Below are 18,512 nucleotides of genomic sequence, written 5' to 3'. Positions count from 1 at the left end.
CTCCCCTTTTCCATATATCAGTCTATTACTTCGTATTATACAGACTGAATTATCAAAATTTTGTCAAAAAAAGAAGATGAATCACATAAATTTTTCGACGGAATATCACAAAAAACGGCTTATATAAACAAAAAGACACCAATTTCGTGGCGAAATTGGTGTCTTTTTGATGACCCGTACGGGATTCGAACCCGTGTTACCGCCGTGAAAGGGCGGTGTCTTAACCACTTGACCAACGGGCCATTATGCAATTTGGTAGCGGCGGAGGGAATCGAACCCCCGACCTCACGGGTATGAACCGTACGCTCTAGCCAGCTGAGCTACGCCGCCATGCAACGACATTTGTAATTCTACTATGTTCCTCCGATAAAGTCAATAGTTTTTTCATAAAATCCAAACGAAAAAGCATCCACTTACGAAATGGATGCTTATATAAACTGCCTCATGTCCCATTCGGCAGCAAGTTAACCACGTCGAGCACCACGACCTCCTCGTTTTGATTCGGTATGGCGTTTAAGGGATGCTAAGCGATCTTCACTTTCTTTTAAGAAACGGCTAATTTTCTGCTCAAAGCTTTCTTTTGAAGCGCGATCGTTTCCTTTGTTGCGCGGACGTGAAGCTTGTTCCTTTGCCTTTTTGATCGATAAGCCAATTTTCCCATCCTTCTCAACATTAATAACACGAACTTCGACAACATCGCCTACTTTGAGATGTTCATTAATGTCCTTTACATAGCTGTCAGCTACTTCACTAATGTGCACTAAGCCTGTCGCGCCTTCTGGTAACTCAACAAACGCTCCGAATTTTGTAATGCCCGTTACTTTTCCATGTAACTTGCTGCCTACTTCAATTGACATAAAAAAAGTGCTCCTCCTTAAAATCTGAAAAATCGTTTCTTTCATTATACATAATGAAAAAAACAAGTGTCAATAAGCCTTCTGCCTATCTTACTTACTCATCCGGAGTGATAAAAATAATTTCTCCCTCTTTCGACAAAAAATATTGCTTTCGAGCCAATTCGGCAATATATTGATCATCGTTTAATTTTTTGATTTCCTCTTTCAATCTTTGTTCGTCTTGTTGCAACGTGCGTAACTTTTCTTCTAGCTGTTCTTTCGTTTTTAATTGCTCATCAATCGCAGAAGATTGTGCCGTCATCGTATATAAAAATAGCGAAGAAGCGGCTAACGCCATCGTTGCCACAATGCTAAAACGAATCACCTTCTTTTTACGACGTCGCGCCTTCTTATGTTCTTGTTTTTCTTGTTGAATGACATACGATGTTTGTATTTTTTTCACTTTACTTCTCTGTGGGGCGCCCATGTTTTTCACCGCTCCTTCTTCACTACCCTTTTTTTCTAAACATATTCGCTATTTTTGCAAGAAACCCTTTTCCGATATGAAAAATACGACCAACCGTTGCTTGAAAACGAAGTGGGGTTTGGCGCCAAATGAAACGCCCAATCCATATAAATGGTTGCAATAAAAAGCGTATACATACATATATCACTTTATATAAAATTTTACCAATGGATAAAACAAAATGGCAAGTAGTGATGAATAAAAAAACAAAAAAACGGTAAAGAAGTCGGAGCGGAAGTATGACAGCATAATGAAACATTCGGATGATTAGACGATATAACATTACAAAAGCACGAATAATTTTTTGTAACAAACGAACGTACATACGTTGAAATAAAGCTTGATAGGCAGCATATCCGCATAATATGGCCAAAAAAATATACAAACGAACTTGCCCATTGTTAATAACCAATAATGTGTAAAAGACATATAGTGCTTGCGTGATCCAAAAAAGAATGTCTGCAACCCATACGATAAGTCGATGACGCTTGGAACGATTGAATATGTGTGCATATGTGTCAAAAGATGACCCAATGATCATTCCGATTCCGATCATCGCAAGCAAAGTCGTAAATTGCACGTGCAAACTCATTTAAACAACTTGCTAAAGAACCCTTTAGCCTTCTCCGTGTGATGCTCGTCTAAATAAATGATTTCGAAAATTTTACCTTTAATCGAGACAATCCCTTTATCTACATCTAAGTTTTTCATTTGTAAATTTTGTCCTTTCACAGACAAAAACCCCATAACAGTTTCCAGTAAAAATTCTTCATTATCAAAACTTTCTACTTGTTTTACACCGGTAATTTCTAACGTGCGCCGACTGCGCATAACAATGTCATGTTCTTGAATAGGACCTTTATTTCCAATGTTTTGTGTCATCAACGTTCCCCCTCACAACGATCGTTTGTACAAGTGTATGAGGGAGGAAAATAGTTTAGAACAAGCTACTCCACTCGCTCTTCTTTTACAATTTCATATAACGCACTCGCATCTTCTTTTTTCGCATGTTCTTGTAATTCGACCACTTTCACTGTCACATGTTTTTGGCCAAATTGAATCATAATTTCATCACCTATTTTTACGGTTGAACTCGCTTTCGCCTGCTGACCGTTAATAAATACACGCCCCTGCTCCGCTACTTCTTTCGCTAAAGTTCTTCTTTTAATGAGCCGTGAAACTTTTAAAAACTTATCGAGTCGCATATTATAACCCCTCCCTTTTCGCTTCTTCCCATATTTCATCTAATTGCTCTAAAGAATACGCACGCCAAGCTTTCCCTTGTTGTTTTACTTTTTGTTCAATGTATTGAAAACGATGGTAAAATTTTTCGTTCGCCATGGCTAACGCCTCTTCAGGATTGACTTTATAATATCGGCATACGTTAATAAGCGCAAATAGTAAATCTCCAAACTCTTCTTTTAGTTTTTGTTCATCCATACGATCAGCTTCTTGCTGTACCTCATTCATTTCTTCTTCAACTTTACGCCACATCGGCTCTACGTCCGACCAGTCAAATCCAACTTTTGCTGCTCTTTTTTGATATTCATATGCGCGCAGCGTACTCGGTAACGCTTTGGCAACATCGTCAAGTAATGAATGAAGTTCGGTTTCTTTTTCCGCCTGCTTGATTGCTTCCCAGTTGCGTACAACCTGTTCCGCATGCTCAACATGAACGTCCCCGAATACATGAGGATGGCGCCGAATCATTTTTTCTGTAATGGCTCGAATGACATCGTCAATCGAAAACATTCCTTCGTCTTCGCCAATTTGGGCATGAAGCATAACTTGTAATAATACATCGCCAAGCTCTTCAATTATATTTTCATCATCTTGCCGATCAATCGCATCAAGAAGCTCATACGTTTCTTCAAGCAAATACTTTTTCAATGACTGGTGCGTCTGTTTCCGATCCCAAGGGCAACCGTTAGGCCCACGCAACGTCGCAATCACACGTCGTAAAGTAGTAAAATCATGATATAACAGCTCCTCATTTTCTACTTTTGGTACGTAAACGCTCGTTAAATTGCTCACCGTTATGACCCGATCTAGCTCATATAGCGGGACTTTTTCGATTCGTTGTTGTTTACTTCCTGCTGCATAAACGATAAAAATAGGATAATCATATGGTAATTTTTCCAACAAAGCTAGTTTCACATCGGATGCAATGAACGAGTCATATACTTGACAAAAAATAATATGATTCCGCAACTGAATTTCGTCCGGTTGAAATGAGGTAGCATCAATCAATTGAAAACCTTCGATTGGATCGAGCTCAACGGCAGTAAATAACGCATCAAGAAAACTTTGTCCCCCTTCTACACGAACAGAAATGTGATCTTTTTTTTCGAGCAATAGCTTTACTGTACGCTCAGCGACAAGTGGATGGCCCGGAACAGCGTATACGACATCCCCTTTTTTCACTTCTTCACATAAATGTTCAACAATATGTTCGTATACTTGTTCAAATTGATCATATTTTTCGTATATGTCGTCAAACGATTGAATGTGTATCCCTTCTGCTTCCAACTGTGAGACAACAGGATGATCTTTCGTTCGTAAAAAGAGGCGATTCGCCTGTTTTAACGTACGGTACACACCGAAAGACAACTGATCGATGTCTCCTGCCCCAAGACCGACAATTGTAATTGTACCCATGACTATCCAGCCTTTCTTTGCTTTATTTTTATTAAATAACGTCCAAACGGAAAAGCTAACAAGTCTTTTTCCGCCAAAACCTCTTTTTTAACGATCATTATAATATAAACAAACGCCCCAATAAAAACACCAATGATCGCTTGAAGCGATGAAAACAGACGTCCATGATGAATTGGTAACTCGTTTATCAATATGATATATCCAACTAAAATGATCGCCATCATCGCTGCGGCTTTTATCGTTTGAATGATTATAGAGAGCGAAAGCAAAGGACGAGACATTCGTTTTTGCACATAAAAAAAGGCGATGACGCACATGACGGCATAGGCAATGAGTGTCGCTACAGCTGCCCCTACTGTATGCCATAAAGGAACGAGCAACACATTCAACCCCCATTTTGATATCATGCCGACACAAACGATGAAAAATGGACGAAATACATTCCCAAGCCCTTGCAAAATGGCGATGAACGTTAATGTTAAAGAAGTAAAAAGAATAGAAACGGCTAAAATCGTCAACTCCATCGCACCAACATGGTCTTTAAACAACATGATATTCGCTTGTTTTAATATGCAAACTAAACCAACGACTGCCCCCATTCCAATGATAAACGCTACGCGAACAGCTGTATATATTTCGTTGCGTTCTGTTTGTTCATGCGATAACATCGGCACAAGCGCTAATGAAAAAGAAGTAGCTACTACTGTCCCAAGCTGAATAAACGGTTGACCACGGTCATAAATTCCCTTTGCTGTTTTAGCTAGTTCATGCAATCCTGCTTGTTGTAACAAAGGGAGAAGGGTAAATGAATCAACAAGCTGTATTAAAACAAGGAGCATGTTAGCTAAACAAATCGTTACGCCATGAACAGCTAAAAATAAAAGCACTTTTCTTTTTTCTTTTGTTGGAATCCATGGCTCGGTATGAACATTCGTCCGCTTTCGCAACATATATACGACGAGTACTGCAACAGCAGCAAAACTTCCCATAAGTGAACCAATCATCGCACCAGCTCCTGCCTCATAAACGGTAAATCCGCGATGAAGCAAAAAAGAAGAAAGAAATAAAATCGCTCCGACACGTACAAGTTGTTCAACTACTTGCGAAACAGCGGTCGGATTCATCTCTCCTCCCCCTTGAAAATATCCGCGAGAAACAGAAGTAAACGGAAGAAGCAAAAAAGCAAACGAAACGGCGCGAATCAACAGAGCTAGTTGATGATCTCCCATGAGCGCCGCGAGTGACGAAGCGCCAAAATAAAGAACGGAAAACATGACGATACTAAGGCATGATAAAAAATAAAAAGAAAGCCGAACAACAGCAAACTTATATGTTGATTGTTTATTTTCGGCAATAAGTTTTGAAATCGCAATCGGATAGCCATACGTTGACAAAGCGAGAAAAATACCGTAAAAAGGATAAACTTGTTGATAAATATAAAATCCGACATCGCCTACAATATTTTGATACGGAATTCGGTAAAAAGCGCTTAATATTTTTGTAAATAAGGCGGCGACCGTCAACACAAACGCACCACGCAACCAGTCTTTTTTTTCCATACACTTCACCTTTTTTACTATTACATACATCAAAAAAAGGTAGCGAGATGCTACCTTTATTGTTCCATTTGTCGAGCAAGGAAGCTCGCCGCAGTTTCCGCTGCTTTATGTTCTACTTCGCCAAGCGTTTTATCTTTCGAGAAAATAATGACTGCCCCGATTGGATCTCCTCCAGCAATAATCGGTGCAATCACGTATGATTGCATATGTTCTTCATGACCTTGCGTGAATGATACGCTTGTTTCTTCTGTGTACAAAACGGACTGGCGATCTTCCATCACTTTTTCAACAAGTTCGCTTACGCTCTTGTTTAAATACTCCTTTTTCGATCCGCCTGCTACTGCAATAAATACATCGCGATCACAAATAAGCACTGGTTGTTCTAAACTGTCGAAAAGAGCTTCAGCGTACTCTTTTGCAAAGTCACCTAATTCACTAATTGGTGAATACTTTTTTAAAATGACCTCACCATCGCGGTCAACAAATATTTCAAGTGGGTCTCCTTCGCGAATACGAAGTGTTCTGCGAATTTCTTTTGGAATTACTACTCGTCCTAAATCATCGATTCGTCGAACAATACCTGTTGCTTTCATCTATCGATGCCTCGCTTTCATCTAGTGATTAAAAATGGCACTGGTGAAACAGTTGAATAATTCACCATTGTTGTGATTAGTATCCGTCACAAACAAAGTTATATACACAAAGGAGGGGGATTTTTTTTAAAAAGTGAAAATCCCCCATCTTCATCATTGCCATTTACTTATAAACAATAAACATGAACAACCAATTATTTTTTAGCATATTTTAACCCTTTTAGCAACTCATAAATGATCATTAACCACTGTTGCGGCTTCATTCCTTTTACATGAACGACAATTTTAAAGCGATCCCCATCCATGCCGAAACCAACATCCCTGCCATACGGTTCACCGAGCTTAAACAATTTGCTAACATCAATTTGCTTTGTCGTTTCTTGTGAGAATAAAATGGTGACTTCTTGCTTCGTTTGCTTAATGGATTTAACGAGATGCTGTTTTGCATATATTTTCATTTCGGCAATTTGGAATAAGTACGCTACTTCATCTGGATACTCGCCGAAACGATCTAACATTTCTTCTCGTAATTGCTCGAGTTCTTCTAACGAATCAAGCCCACGGAATCGTTTATACATCTCAATTTTTTGCTGTTCATTTGAAATGTAGTGCTCTGGAATATACGCATCCACTTCTAAATCAATTTCCACTTCAAACGGTTTTTCTTGTTTTGTTCCTCGTTTTTCTTCAATCGCTTCTTTCAACATTTGAGAATAAAGCTCAAAGCCGACGGAATCAATAAAACCGTGTTGTTGTGCTCCTAATAAGTTGCCAGCTCCTCGGATAGATAAATCACGCATCGCAATTTTGAAGCCAGATCCAAGCTCGGTAAACTCTTTAATGGCTTGTAATCGTTTTTCTGCTATTTCATTTAGCACCTTATCTTTTCGGTACGTAAAATACGCATACGCAATGCGATTGGAGCGTCCTACGCGCCCGCGCAACTGATATAGTTGTGAAAGACCCATCTTATCCGCATCATAAACGATTAACGTATTCACATTTGGAATGTCAACACCTGTTTCGATGATCGTCGTACTCACTAGTACATCATATTGACCTTCTAGAAACGCAAGCATGACCGCTTCAAGTTCATGTTCGGACATTCTTCCGTGTGCATATGCCACACGAGCATCAGGTACGAGCGCCGAAATTTCTTCTGCCTTTCGATCAATATCTTCAACGCGATTATAAAGAAAAAACACTTGTCCTCCGCGCGCCATTTCGCGTTCAATCGCCTCTCGCACAATGATTGGGCTGTATTCCATCACATACGTTTGTACAGGGAAACGATTTTCCGGAGGTGTTTCGATGACGGACAAATCGCGGACACCGATAAGCGACATATGTAACGTGCGCGGGATCGGTGTAGCGGTTAACGTTAATACATCGATATTTGTTTTTAGTTGTTTAATTTTTTCTTTATGAGCAACACCGAACCGTTGCTCCTCGTCAATAATTAATAAACCTAGATCTTTAAACGATACGTCTTTTGATAAAAGCCGATGTGTTCCAATAACCATATCAATCGTACCATCTTTTAAGCCTTGGATTGTTTCGGTTTGTTGCTTTTTCGTGCGAAAACGACTCAATAAACCGACGTTAATCGGATACCCTTGGAAACGTTCACGAACTGTTTCGTAATGTTGTTGCGCTAAAATCGTCGTCGGTACGAGAAAGGCAACTTGTTTTCCGTCCATGATCGCTTTAAAAGCGGCCCGCAACGCTACTTCTGTCTTTCCGTAACCAACATCCCCACATAGCAATCGATCCATCGGCCGTTCGCTTTCCATATCGCGTTTAATTTCACGAATGGAACGAAGCTGATCTTCCGTCTCTTGATATGGGAACGCCGCTTCAAATTCCCTTTGCATCTCGTTATCCGGTGAAAAAGCGTACCCTTTGCTCGCTTCGCGCTCTGCATATAATTTCATCAAGTCCTCAGCAATATCTTGAACAGAAGACTCTACTTTCTTCTTTACTTTCTTCCACTCTGTTCCACCTAATTTATAAATTTTCGGCTCTTTTCCTTCTGAACCGACATATTTTTGGACGAGATCCATTTGATCAACAGGAACGTATAACGTATCATTCCCTTGATATTGAATATGAATGTAATCTTTATGAACACCGTTAATTTCTAACGTTTCGATCCCTAAATATTTTCCGATTCCATGGTTGACGTGGACGACATAGTCGCCGACTTTTAAATCTGTATAACTTTTAATCCGTTCCGCGTTCGACAATTTTTGGCGTCGCACAGGACGTTTCATTCGCTTTTTAAATAGCTCTTCTTCTGTAATGACGGCGAGTTTTTGCATCGGCAATTCAAAACCTGCAACTAACCCAGACGGGACAATTTGACATTTCCCATGCAATAATGCATCATCTCTCCCGATTTGGACAGCATCAATCTCATAATCTTCTAACGTCTGTTTCAGTTTTTTCGCTCGCTCTTCATTTCCTGCTAACAAAACGACAGCATAATTCCCCTTTTTCCACCGCTCAACTTCTCCCTTTAACAACTGCATTTGACTATAAAACACTTGCATTTGCTTACAAGATACATTAACAATGTTTTGAGGATGCGTGTATGGAATATGACGTAAAAATAAAGACAAGTAAATCGTTGATCTCGTCCGTTTTTGCAATACTTCTGGAAACGAATAAGAAACCGGGACACTTTGCACAATCTTTCCTTCTTCTAACAAGTTTGTGTACCATTCTGCTTCTTCCTGTTCCAGTTTTTCTGCTACTTCTTGAATACGACTCATTTCATCGATGATGACGACACCGTGCTCTGGAATGTAATCTAGCAAACTTGCAGCAGAAGGATAGAAAAGCGAGAAATATTTGTACATTTCTTCGATTGTTTTTCCGTTTTTTAACTGCTCCAATTCAAATGATACATGTTCACATAAACGATTTTTCGTTTTTTCATCATGAATATGTTGCAACGTATCATGAAGTTGTGCTTCTAGCCGTTGAATCGCTTCGTTTATATGTTGTTGTTCAACGATCAATTCCGTTGCCGGTCCAATTAACACCTCATCTATCTCAGCCACCGAACGTTGATCATCGACTGAAAACGTCCGAATTGACTCGATCTCCACGTCGAATAGCTCAATACGATAAGGAAGCTCAGCTGTAAGCGGATAAATATCAATAATACCTCCTCGGACGCTAAATTCCCCCGGAGTTGAAACAACAGACACACGTTCATATCCCATCGCAATAAATTGCTTCAAACAATGTTCCACATCCATTTGCTCACCGACGCGAAAACGAAGTTGATAACGTTGCCATACATCTTTCGGTGGCAATAGTCGTCGAAGTGCAGCAATGGGAGCGATAACAATTCCTTTTTTCCGCCCACACCAATAGTTTAACACTTCTAATCGTTGTGCTCGCAATTCCGGACTAGCTACAGCTAATTCAGCTGCAATTAATTCATTGACAGGATAAAGAAACACTTCTTCCTCATCAATTAATTGAATGAGATCATCATATATTTTTTGCGCTTGAAATAAATTGTGCGTCACAATGCATAAAGGTCGCTCAGTATCCTCATATAAAGAAGAAATGAAAACAGAACGGGCAGAACCAGACAAACCGGTCACAAGCTGTTCCTTTAAACCATTGCGAACCCCTTCTGCAACCGATTGCATGTCCGCGTGATGAATAAAATATTGTCGTAATCCGCGCAAAAAAACCCCTCCTCTCCAAACATAAATACAAAAACGCTTTGGGTAACCCAAAGCCAATCATTGAATAAATTTTTCATATTGGTGAAGATCAGGATTTCGATCCAACGCCTCCTGGCAATCTTCACAAATCGCCTTGACGCAAATTTCCCCTGTCGGAAGATATTGAATCATATCTAACCTTTCTTCTTCTGTTAATCGATGAAACCCTAATTGCTCACTCTCTAACTCAAGTGCATCGATCGTCCCGATTTTTACGCCACAATGGCGACAATAGTAATGCAATGCCATATGTGTCCCTCCCAAATGGTTGTTTTAATCGAATACATTTTGAACCATTTAGTCGGGAATTATTCATTACTTATTAAATTCGTTCATCACTTGAGCAAACGGAACGTGTAACGATCGCTCGCATGCATCTGCTGCCTTTTTAATCGCTTGCTCGATTTGTATTTTCTCTTCCGCTGTCCATCGCCCTAATACGTAGTCACTCACTCTCATTCCGTTTTTCGGCCGATCAATGCCGATGCGAATGCGTTTAAATTGCTCTGTTTTCAAATGATGAATAAGCGATTTCATTCCGTTATGACCGCCAGCGCTTCCCTTTGGACGCAAGCGGACCGTTCCGGTTGACAAATCTAGGTCGTCGTAAATGACAATGAGATCGTCGACATCAATATTATAATAGTCCATCAACGGTCTAACGCATTCACCCGATAGGTTCATATATGTAAGCGGTTTGCATAATATGACTTTTTCACCTGAAATGATGCCACTTGCAAATATACCTTGGAACTTCGTTTGATTGAACGTAAATCCCCAGCGACGAGCAAGCTCATCGATCACCATAAACCCTACATTATGCCTCGTTTGTTCATATTCTTTTCCAGGATTCCCTAAACCAACAAACAGCTTTACCATTTCCCTGCTCCTTCTCTCTATACCGCAAAAGACGTAACCAATGATGGCTACGTCCGTCACGGTGTTGTTTCGCGTCCTTCTTCCGATTCCGGTCTCCCCGGTTCTTGTTCTTCACCGCTATGAATTTCTTCTTCTTGTTTTGGTGGCAAAATCGAAGCGATCACTTCTGTTGGATCGTGATTGATTTCATAAGCACCGTTTGTTTGAATATGTGAAACTGTAATAACATCGCCTACTTGCAAATTCGTTATGTCGACATCAATGGATGGAGGGATGTTTGACGGCAGCGCCCGAATGGACAATTGATGCATTGCTTGTTGCAATACACCCCCATCTTTCACGCCAGCTGCTTCACCAACGAGATGAATCGGAACGTGAACATCGATTTCTGTTTTTGCATCAACAGCTAAAAAGTCAATATGAATAATATCATGGCGAATCGGGTGTTTTTGCATATCGCGAGCGATGATACGAATATGATTGTCGTTCATCTTTGCGTCTAAAAGACCTATACCACCTGTAGCCCGCAACTGCTTTAAAAACTCAGCCGCATCAACAAAAACTGATTGGCTATTCATCGTTTTCCCGTACAACACAGCCGGGATGTGACCTTGTTTCCGCATTTGTTTGACGTAAGAACGTCGATGATCTGTACGCAATTGAAGTTGTAACAATGAAATCACCTTCCTATTTTAGCATCGCTCATAGCTTCCCCTAAAATAGGAAGGTCTAAACGTCATTAGTCAAACAACGCGCTAATCGACTGCTCTTCGTGTACGCGAATAATTGCTTCACCAATCAGAGGAGCAACAGATAACTCGACAATTTTATTCGTTTTCTTTTCTTCAGGAATCGCAATTGTATTCGTGACAACAAGCTCTTTAATTTTCGAATTTTGAATTCGTTCAATCGCTGGACCTGATAAAACTGGGTGCGTACAACATGCATACACTTCTTTTGCCCCATACTCAGCTAACGCATTTGCTGCTAAAGTGATTGTTCCAGCTGTATCAATAATATCATCCACTAAAATCGTCGTTTTTCCTTGTACATTACCAATAATGTTCATCACTTCTGCTACATTTGGTTTCGGACGACGCTTGTCAATGATCGCAATTGGCGCTTTTAAACGATCTGCCATTTTCCGTGCACGCGTCACGCCACCATGATCTGGAGAAACGATGACAATATCATCAAGTTGCTTTTCCTTAAAGTAATCCGCTAAAATCGGAACTCCCATTAAATGATCGATTGGAATATCGAAAAATCCTTGAATTTGCGGTGCGTGTAAATCAAGCGTAATCACGCGAGTAGCACCAGCTGTCTCTAATAAATTAGCAACCAATTTCGCAGTAATCGGTTCACGAGAACGCGCTTTGCGATCTTGACGAGCATATCCGTAGTATGGCATAACGATATTAATTGTTTTTGCAGACGCTCGCTTTAATGCGTCAATCATAATAAGTAACTCCATTAAATGCTCATTCACGGGCGCGCTCGTTGATTGAATAACATAAACATCGCATCCACGAATACTTTCTTCAATGTTAATTTGAATTTCCCCATCACTAAAACGAGAAACGGAACACTTTCCTAATTCAACACCAATCACTTTTGCGATTTCTTGGGCTAAGATTGGATTAGAGTTTAACGAAAATAACTTTAAATTAGAATTTAAATACTGAGACATGGGTCAATGAACCTCCATTAGGATTTTTTCTTCGCTTGTAGACGTTCAACATAATTTTCTTTATTTGTTTGTCGAGCACGAGCGATAGCTAAAGCTTCACTAGGTACATCATCGGTAATCGTGGAACCAGCCGCTACATACGCTCCACTTCCGACCGTAACAGGAGCAATTAAGTTCGAATTACAACCAATAAACGCACCATCTTCAATTTTTGTCACGTATTTATTGGCACCGTCATAATTTACTGTAATGGTTCCGCAACCAATATTGACATGTGCGCCTACTTCAGCGTCCCCAATATAACTTAAGTGCGATGCTTTACTGCCGTCTCCAAACGTCGCTTTTTTGATTTCGACGAAGTTTCCGATTCTCACATCATCACCAATTTTACATAGCGGACGAATATGCGCAAATGGACCAATGGTTACGTCTGATCCTATTTCACTATCATGTACAACCGAATGACGAATCGATGTGTCGTTGCCAATACGGCTATTTTTCACTTCACTATTCGGTCCGATGATACAGTTTTCACCGATCACCGTATGTCCCTCAATCCATGTCCCGGGATAGATGACGGTATCCTGTCCAATGTGCACATCTGGTCCTATATACGTATGCTCAGGATCGATGATTGTCACACCATTTGCCATATGTTTACGATGAATGCGTGCACGCATAATTTTTTCTGCTTGTGCAAGCGCAATGCGGTCATTTACACCTAACGTTTCTTCAAACACCGGTGTTTCATATGCTGAAATGATTTCGCCTTGTTTTTTCAAAATTTCGATGACATCTGGTAAATAATATTCACCTTGTGCATTGTCGTTTGACACTTTCGTAAGCGCTTCAAATAATGCACGATTATCGAAACAATACGTCCCTGTATTAATTTCTCGAATGTTCCGTTCTTCTTCGGTTGCGTCTTTATGTTCTACAATTTTTTCGACATGTCCATCTTTATTTCGGACAATGCGACCGTATCCTGTTGGATCTTCTGCAAGGGCGGTTAAAATCGTTGCTTTCGCTTTTGTTTGTAAATGATGTTGTAAAAGCGCTTCCATCGTTTCTGAGGTGATCAATGGCGTATCTCCACAAACAACGAGAGTCACACCATCTTTATCAGCTAAATGAGGTGCTGCTTGCAAAACAGCATGTGCCGTCCCAAGCTGTTGTTCTTGAATGACGTACTCACTTTGACTGCCGAGTTGTTCTTTTACTCGTTCTGCTCCAAAACCAACAACTGTAATTAGTCGATCTACATGTAACATAGAAATTGCATCCACTACATGTTGTACCATCGGCTTTCCACAGACAGGGTGCAACACTTTATACAGCTTTGAACGCATGCGCGTCCCCTGTCCAGCCGCTAAAATGATCGCATATCGTCTCATCGTAAGGCCTCCATACCTCTCTTTATCCATATTGAATATATATCAATTATGTATGTATTTCAAGGAAACATTGTCATCTACCAAAAAAATTCATCATTTTCATCATATATTCTTTACGAATAGGATAAACATCATTTTCCATATAAAAAGGACCCTTTTTAAGCGAAAGGGTCCTCTTTCTTATTTATTACGAAGCGCCTGCTTCTTCAAGCTCTTTTTCCAACTCACCAGCACGGTGATATTCAGCTAAAACAGCTTCTTGGATTTTCCCGCGGGTTGTTGAGTTAATTGGATGAGCGATGTCACGGAATTCCCCGTCAGGAGTACGCTTGCTTGGCATAGCGACAAACAAGCCGTTATTGCCTTCAATGACACGAATATCATGAACAACAAATTCATGATCCAACGTGATCGAGGCAATCGCTCTCATACGTCCTTCGGTATTCACGCGGCGTAATCTCACGTCAGTTACTTCCATTCTGTTCACCACCTTTTCCCTATATAAGAACTTAATCGAATTTATTCCACGTCGTTTTTTATTTTCCTGCTAACTTTAGAAAATTTTTTTTACGATTGTTTAACAAGGGCAACGACTTCAATTTCAATTAACGCATCTTTTGGCAAACGAGCCACTTCAACAGCGGAACGCGCTGGTTTATGATCGCGGAAATATTGACCATATACTTCATTCATCGCCGCAAAATCGTTCATGTCTTTTAAAAACACCGTTGTTTTTACAACAGTTTCTAAAGACGCTCCTGCTGCTTCAAGCACCGCTTGCAAATTTTTGAATACTTGATGCGTTTGTGCTTGAATATCCCCTTGCACCATTTCTCCTTCAGGAGTTAAAGCAATTTGTCCAGAACTGTAAAACATGTTGTTCACAATAATGCCTTGAGAGTACGGTCCAATCGCTTGTGGAGCTTGATTTGTGTGTACAACTTTCATCCTATTTCGCGCAGGAGACTCCCACTTCAACGACCAAAGGGAGTAAGTGGGAGAGGAATGCGCGTTCCCCCTTTCTTTTGTGTATGATATAATAAAGGCGTGGAGAAAACCGTTCAATAAAGGCACTCCAATAACTGCTACTCGATGTATGGAGTTGGTTACAGGAAACGTTGTAACCGTAAAACATCGAGCGTAGGTCCGTCTGTTGTGTGTGGAAGCCAAGTACTGCCAACAGACACACCGAGAGAATCGGTAACGATGCAGGCATGACCTGCGTCGTTGGGTAGTCGTCAACCTGCCCCTGATGCAACCCCAAGTCAAGGAAGGAGGAAGAAGTCCGTTTGCACTTCTGGGGAGTTGCAAGCCCTCACTTCAAGCGTTAGCTAAGTGGGGGTGGTTGACGTCTATTCCCCCTGCATGTAAAAATCATTTTACTTATTTGACAAAATGAAAGTAATTTCCTTCTTCTACTGTAATTTGTTTTTCTTTTACATTGACAGATGTTAGTTTAACGAGTGAAACATATTCATCAACGAGTCGTTCTTCTGCTTCTTCCGACTCGACAAGCACACCAATCCCAACAACGTTTGCACGGAATTCTGCAAGCAAACTAATCATGCCGTTGATTGTTCCGCCCGCTTTCATAAAATCATCGATAATTAAGACATTCGCTCCTTCTGTTAAACTTCGCTTCGATAGCACCATCGTTTGAATACGTTTTGAAGAGCCTGATACGTAATTGATGCTGACCATCGAACCTTCTGTCACTTTGCTGTCGCGGCGAATAATGACGACAGGTACATTTAAAAAGCTTGCAACAGCGTAGGCTAAAGGAATTCCTTTTGTTGCAACTGTCACAACAAAATCAATATGTTCATGGGCAAACGCAGAAGCATATAAGCGACCAATTTGGTTAACGATACGTGTATCGCCAAGCAAATCTGTCATATACAAATAGCCCCCTGGCAATAGCCGATCGGGATCCGCCAAGCTTGTACATAGTTGCTGAATAAATTGTTTCGCTTCCGTTTCTGACATTTTCGGTACGTATTGCACCCCACCGGCCGCCCCAGGAAGCGTACGCAACAAACCGATTCCTTGCTGTTCAAACGTTTGCTTAATAATAGCCAAATCTTCGCTAATCGACGATTTCGCTGATCCGTATCGTTCCGCAAAAAAAGTAAGCGGAACAAGCTGGTGTGGATGATAAAGCAAATAGTGTGTCATATCGACAAGCCGACTACTTCGCCTTAATTTCATACAATAACTCCTCCTTTATTGTTCATGTCTTTCTCCAATTAATCGAACAGCATATACGTGCTCGCAAAAACCTCGCAAACCATTATATACACGTTGTAACCGCGAATCATGTTGAACAAGACCAAACACGGTCGGTCCACTTCCGCTCATTAATGATACATCTGCACCAAAACGTCTCATTTGTTCCTTAATTTGCGCGACTTCAGGATACATGTTTAGCGTGACACTTTCTAATACGTTTCCAGCGAGCGCACAAATTTTTTCATAATCTTTTTCTCTAATCGCAGCAACCATTCCATCTACGTCTGGATGATCGACGGATTGCAAGTTTAAATTCCGATACACATCCGCAGTTGACACACCGATCGTTGGCTTCGCTAAAATGACCCAACTTGGTGGAGGAGCAGGAATATGCTCAATTTTCTCTCCCCGTCCCGTTGCGATCGCTGTTCCTCCATATACGCAAAACGGAACGTCCGAGCCAATCTCCGCCCCAATTTCAGCAAGTTCGTCTAAACTCAACCCTAACCCCCACAGCCTATTTAATCCTCGCAACGTTGCAGCGGCATCGCTGCTTCCACCTGCAAGACCCGCCGCAACGGGAATATACTTCGTAATAGAAATCGCTACCCCTCGACGAACACCCACTTTCTCCTTCAACAATTTAGCAGCTTGATATGCTAAATTGCGTTCATCATCCGGCACGAAGCGATTGTGCGAAATAATTTGGATCGTATCGCTATACAAATCCATTAACTCGACACGATCAGCTAAATCAATCGTCGTCATCACCATTTTTACTTCATGGTAGCCGTCTGGGCGCTTATGTAATACGTCGAGTGATAAATTAATTTTCGCTGGTGCTTTCACTAACAACCTCAAACTGTTCACCTACTTTTCCGACTTCAAACTCCTATCGACATTTTACCACAAAAAATAGTGAACAAATACGGACCTTTTCAATGGCCACAAAAAAAGAGACCACCGATATTGGTCGCCTCCTTAGCCGTCATGAATGTGAGCTGCTCATCGCCACTTGTTCGTCATCTAAAAATGTAAGTTGTACTGTTTCCGTCAACACGTCTGCATAACTATATGATACACGTTCAAAAGCGTTTTCTTCTTGATCAAGTTCAACAACAAATACGGACGGATATGTTTGCGCTAACACGCCGCAACGCTCGATTGTCTTTCGACGCCCACCGTTCGCTTTTAACGTCAATCTTTTACCGAGATTCGAATCCAACACTTTTTTAATTTCCGACAATGTTTTTCCCATCGTATCCACCTCACTATTACATAGTATAACAAATGAAAAAAGATAAGTCAAAAAACAAGAATTATATCAACAAAAAATATTAAATGTCAATACTTTTGTTTTTATTATGAACAAATAAAGAAAAAACTATGTACAAAAAGTGTTAAAAAACAAAACTTGTCTTTTTACCACTACGGCAAAAAGACAAGAGATTTTTTGTTTATGTTTGCTCATCCATCGTCCGAAAAGGCATCCCTGTCCGCAAAACACCGCGCGTCTCAACACCACCGAGCCCCTTCTCCCCTGTCAATGTATTTCTTAATACGTCCCATACGTTAATGCGGTCCATAAAAGGAGTGAAACTAACGCGTGAGACAATATATACAGGATCGAGAGCATGAATATTGACGCGTGCAGGAGAGCTTGCGAAGTTCGCACCTGCTCGAATAAGCGATTCAAAATGAGATTGACACGCCCCAGCAAAAATGACAAGTTGATCGAGATTCGGAATTTTTTTGCGTGCCTGCTTCACTGTTTGGACAAAATATTTCGAATGACGATACGCCCTTAAATCATCTACCGATCCTTTCGATTTCGAATATGCATCATGTCCCGTTACAACTAAAATATCTGGACGCACTTGTTCAAGTAGTGGAATAATACGATCGGGCATATCTGTTTCGTGACAATGAACACCATATACCGGGACCCCGATTCGTTCATACAGTTGCATGCATTTACGTAAATAAAGCGGGTCGCCATCTATATGAAGCACACGTCCCGGTAATTGGAAAAAATCCATTTTCACTTCATATCCGCCTGTCGCATCATATTCACTTTTTTCCCGTAGCGCCCGATAATCTTGACGCAACAATTTATAGCACTGCTCAATATGCCGCTTTTCTTCTTCTTTTCTTCTCTTTTTTTCCCGCTCGTCAATAACAACTAAATCAGAAAACGGAGCATCGGCTATAAGACGAACATCCTCCCCATATAAAATGGCTTCTTTTTCCCCTTCTTTTTCTTTTATATCAATAACCCGAAACAAAATATCACATTCATACGATTTTCGTGCAACAATATCTCCCACTTGAATCACACACACTCGCCCTTTCGTTTGTTTTGTTTGTAACATATGCGACGAAAGGATAGAACGTGTAAAAAA

20 protein-coding genes and 2 tRNA genes are annotated in these 18,512 nt (G+C 40.6%); all 22 read right to left on the bottom strand.

The features are described 5' to 3' along the window. Window positions 1-170: 170 nt before the first annotated feature. Window positions 171-242, bottom strand: a tRNA-Glu gene (locus NSQ23_RS00345). 11 nt (window positions 243-253) lie between these two features. Continuing rightward, window positions 254-330 (bottom strand) — tRNA-Met (locus NSQ23_RS00340). A gap of 134 nt (window positions 331-464) precedes the next feature. Further along, window positions 465-857: a S1 domain-containing RNA-binding protein gene (locus tag NSQ23_RS00335; protein ID WP_004888572.1), complete on the bottom strand. Its 393-nt coding sequence runs from the start codon at window positions 855-857 to the stop codon at window positions 465-467. 94 nt (window positions 858-951) lie between these two features. After that, the gene (locus NSQ23_RS00330; RefSeq protein ID WP_004888569.1) at window positions 952-1,323 is read right to left on the bottom strand and encodes a septum formation initiator family protein; all 372 of its coding nucleotides are present in this window, start codon (window positions 1,321-1,323) and stop codon (window positions 952-954) included. Between the two features lie 22 nt (window positions 1,324-1,345). Beyond that, window positions 1,346-1,942, bottom strand: a complete 597-nt coding sequence (gene yabQ / locus NSQ23_RS00325) for a spore cortex biosynthesis protein YabQ (protein WP_339172197.1) — start codon at window positions 1,940-1,942, stop codon at window positions 1,346-1,348. Between the two features lie 8 nt (window positions 1,943-1,950). After that, window positions 1,951-2,244, bottom strand: a complete 294-nt coding sequence (gene yabP, locus NSQ23_RS00320) for a sporulation protein YabP (protein ID WP_004888559.1) — start codon at window positions 2,242-2,244, stop codon at window positions 1,951-1,953. Between the two features lie 65 nt (window positions 2,245-2,309). Continuing rightward, a complete protein-coding gene (locus tag NSQ23_RS00315; RefSeq protein WP_004888556.1) occupies window positions 2,310-2,567 on the bottom strand; it encodes an RNA-binding S4 domain-containing protein in 258 nt (85 codons plus the stop codon). 1 nt (window position 2,568) lies between these two features. After that, window positions 2,569-4,020, bottom strand: a complete 1,452-nt coding sequence (gene mazG, locus NSQ23_RS00310; protein WP_339172194.1) for a nucleoside triphosphate pyrophosphohydrolase — start codon at window positions 4,018-4,020, stop codon at window positions 2,569-2,571. A 2-nt stretch (window positions 4,021-4,022) separates the two neighbouring features. Further along, on the bottom strand, window positions 4,023-5,579 hold the full coding sequence (locus NSQ23_RS00305) for a polysaccharide biosynthesis protein (protein ID WP_004888551.1): 1,557 nt from the start codon (window positions 5,577-5,579) through the stop codon (window positions 4,023-4,025). A gap of 56 nt (window positions 5,580-5,635) precedes the next feature. Further along, window positions 5,636-6,172: a stage V sporulation protein T gene (gene spoVT / locus NSQ23_RS00300; RefSeq protein WP_192948713.1), complete on the bottom strand. Its 537-nt coding sequence runs from the start codon at window positions 6,170-6,172 to the stop codon at window positions 5,636-5,638. Window positions 6,173-6,366: 194 nt separating this feature from the next. Continuing rightward, on the bottom strand, window positions 6,367-9,879 hold the full coding sequence (gene mfd / locus NSQ23_RS00295; protein ID WP_339172192.1) for a transcription-repair coupling factor: 3,513 nt from the start codon (window positions 9,877-9,879) through the stop codon (window positions 6,367-6,369). Window positions 9,880-9,936: 57 nt separating this feature from the next. Next, window positions 9,937-10,167: an anti-sigma-F factor Fin family protein gene (locus NSQ23_RS00290; RefSeq protein ID WP_004888543.1), complete on the bottom strand. Its 231-nt coding sequence runs from the start codon at window positions 10,165-10,167 to the stop codon at window positions 9,937-9,939. 66 nt (window positions 10,168-10,233) lie between these two features. After that, window positions 10,234-10,797 carry an aminoacyl-tRNA hydrolase gene (gene pth / locus NSQ23_RS00285; protein WP_192948711.1) on the bottom strand — a complete coding sequence of 188 codons (564 nt, stop codon included), beginning with the start codon at window positions 10,795-10,797 and terminating at the stop codon, window positions 10,234-10,236. Between the two features lie 56 nt (window positions 10,798-10,853). Next, window positions 10,854-11,480 carry a 50S ribosomal protein L25/general stress protein Ctc gene (locus NSQ23_RS00280; RefSeq protein WP_339172189.1) on the bottom strand — a complete coding sequence of 209 codons (627 nt, stop codon included), beginning with the start codon at window positions 11,478-11,480 and terminating at the stop codon, window positions 10,854-10,856. A gap of 56 nt (window positions 11,481-11,536) precedes the next feature. Beyond that, a complete protein-coding gene (locus tag NSQ23_RS00275) occupies window positions 11,537-12,487 on the bottom strand; it encodes a ribose-phosphate diphosphokinase (RefSeq protein WP_004888535.1) in 951 nt (316 codons plus the stop codon). A gap of 17 nt (window positions 12,488-12,504) precedes the next feature. Continuing rightward, window positions 12,505-13,881 carry a bifunctional UDP-N-acetylglucosamine diphosphorylase/glucosamine-1-phosphate N-acetyltransferase GlmU gene (gene glmU / locus NSQ23_RS00270; RefSeq protein WP_004888534.1) on the bottom strand — a complete coding sequence of 459 codons (1,377 nt, stop codon included), beginning with the start codon at window positions 13,879-13,881 and terminating at the stop codon, window positions 12,505-12,507. Between the two features lie 187 nt (window positions 13,882-14,068). Beyond that, complete coding sequence (spoVG, locus tag NSQ23_RS00265) at window positions 14,069-14,359, bottom strand: septation regulator SpoVG (protein ID WP_003398210.1); 291 nt, start codon at window positions 14,357-14,359, stop codon at window positions 14,069-14,071. An 89-nt stretch (window positions 14,360-14,448) separates the two neighbouring features. After that, complete coding sequence (locus NSQ23_RS00260) at window positions 14,449-14,829, bottom strand: RidA family protein (RefSeq protein ID WP_004888532.1); 381 nt, start codon at window positions 14,827-14,829, stop codon at window positions 14,449-14,451. A gap of 435 nt (window positions 14,830-15,264) precedes the next feature. Further along, complete coding sequence (gene purR / locus NSQ23_RS00255) at window positions 15,265-16,089, bottom strand: pur operon repressor (RefSeq protein WP_004888529.1); 825 nt, start codon at window positions 16,087-16,089, stop codon at window positions 15,265-15,267. A gap of 15 nt (window positions 16,090-16,104) precedes the next feature. Beyond that, window positions 16,105-16,971, bottom strand: a complete 867-nt coding sequence (ispE, locus tag NSQ23_RS00250; RefSeq protein WP_064220568.1) for a 4-(cytidine 5'-diphospho)-2-C-methyl-D-erythritol kinase — start codon at window positions 16,969-16,971, stop codon at window positions 16,105-16,107. A gap of 127 nt (window positions 16,972-17,098) precedes the next feature. Continuing rightward, window positions 17,099-17,368: a Veg family protein gene (locus NSQ23_RS00245; protein WP_004888526.1), complete on the bottom strand. Its 270-nt coding sequence runs from the start codon at window positions 17,366-17,368 to the stop codon at window positions 17,099-17,101. A 199-nt stretch (window positions 17,369-17,567) separates the two neighbouring features. Continuing rightward, complete coding sequence (yabG, locus tag NSQ23_RS00240; protein WP_051035123.1) at window positions 17,568-18,482, bottom strand: sporulation peptidase YabG; 915 nt, start codon at window positions 18,480-18,482, stop codon at window positions 17,568-17,570. Window positions 18,483-18,512: the final 30 nt, after the last annotated feature.

Origin of the sequence: Anoxybacillus sp. FSL W8-1294, assembly GCF_037965005.1 — a bacterium.
Classification (GTDB): Bacteria; Bacillota; Bacilli; order Bacillales; family Anoxybacillaceae; genus Anoxybacillus; species Anoxybacillus flavithermus_G.
The sequence above is the reverse complement of the archived record's forward strand: the minus strand, read 5'-3'. Positions and strand labels throughout refer to the sequence as shown.

What these genes read in the sequence shown, in the direction of transcription:
- NSQ23_RS00335 (WP_004888572.1), bottom strand. Translation starts at nt 857, where the DNA reads ATGTCAATTGAAGTAGGCAGCAAGTTACATGGAAAAGTAACGGGCATT.
- NSQ23_RS00330 (WP_004888569.1), bottom strand. Translation starts at nt 1,323, where the DNA reads ATGGGCGCCCCACAGAGAAGTAAAGTGAAAAAAATACAAACATCGTAT.
- yabP (WP_004888559.1), bottom strand. Translation starts at nt 2,244, where the DNA reads ATGACACAAAACATTGGAAATAAAGGTCCTATTCAAGAACATGACATT.
- NSQ23_RS00315 (WP_004888556.1), bottom strand. Translation starts at nt 2,567, where the DNA reads ATGCGACTCGATAAGTTTTTAAAAGTTTCACGGCTCATTAAAAGAAGA.
- mazG (WP_339172194.1), bottom strand. Translation starts at nt 4,020, where the DNA reads ATGGGTACAATTACAATTGTCGGTCTTGGGGCAGGAGACATCGATCAG.
- NSQ23_RS00305 (WP_004888551.1), bottom strand. Translation starts at nt 5,579, where the DNA reads ATGGAAAAAAAAGACTGGTTGCGTGGTGCGTTTGTGTTGACGGTCGCC.
- spoVT (WP_192948713.1), bottom strand. Translation starts at nt 6,172, where the DNA reads ATGAAAGCAACAGGTATTGTTCGACGAATCGATGATTTAGGACGAGTA.
- NSQ23_RS00290 (WP_004888543.1), bottom strand. Translation starts at nt 10,167, where the DNA reads ATGGCATTGCATTACTATTGTCGCCATTGTGGCGTAAAAATCGGGACG.
- pth (WP_192948711.1), bottom strand. Translation starts at nt 10,797, where the DNA reads ATGGTAAAGCTGTTTGTTGGTTTAGGGAATCCTGGAAAAGAATATGAA.
- NSQ23_RS00275 (WP_004888535.1), bottom strand. Translation starts at nt 12,487, where the DNA reads ATGTCTCAGTATTTAAATTCTAATTTAAAGTTATTTTCGTTAAACTCT.
- glmU (WP_004888534.1), bottom strand. Translation starts at nt 13,881, where the DNA reads ATGAGACGATATGCGATCATTTTAGCGGCTGGACAGGGGACGCGCATG.
- spoVG (WP_003398210.1), bottom strand. Translation starts at nt 14,359, where the DNA reads ATGGAAGTAACTGACGTGAGATTACGCCGCGTGAATACCGAAGGACGT.
- NSQ23_RS00260 (WP_004888532.1), bottom strand. Translation starts at nt 14,829, where the DNA reads ATGAAAGTTGTACACACAAATCAAGCTCCACAAGCGATTGGACCGTAC.
- purR (WP_004888529.1), bottom strand. Translation starts at nt 16,089, where the DNA reads ATGAAATTAAGGCGAAGTAGTCGGCTTGTCGATATGACACACTATTTG.
- NSQ23_RS00245 (WP_004888526.1), bottom strand. Translation starts at nt 17,368, where the DNA reads ATGGGAAAAACATTGTCGGAAATTAAAAAAGTGTTGGATTCGAATCTC.
- yabG (WP_051035123.1), bottom strand. Translation starts at nt 18,482, where the DNA reads ATGTTACAAACAAAACAAACGAAAGGGCGAGTGTGTGTGATTCAAGTG.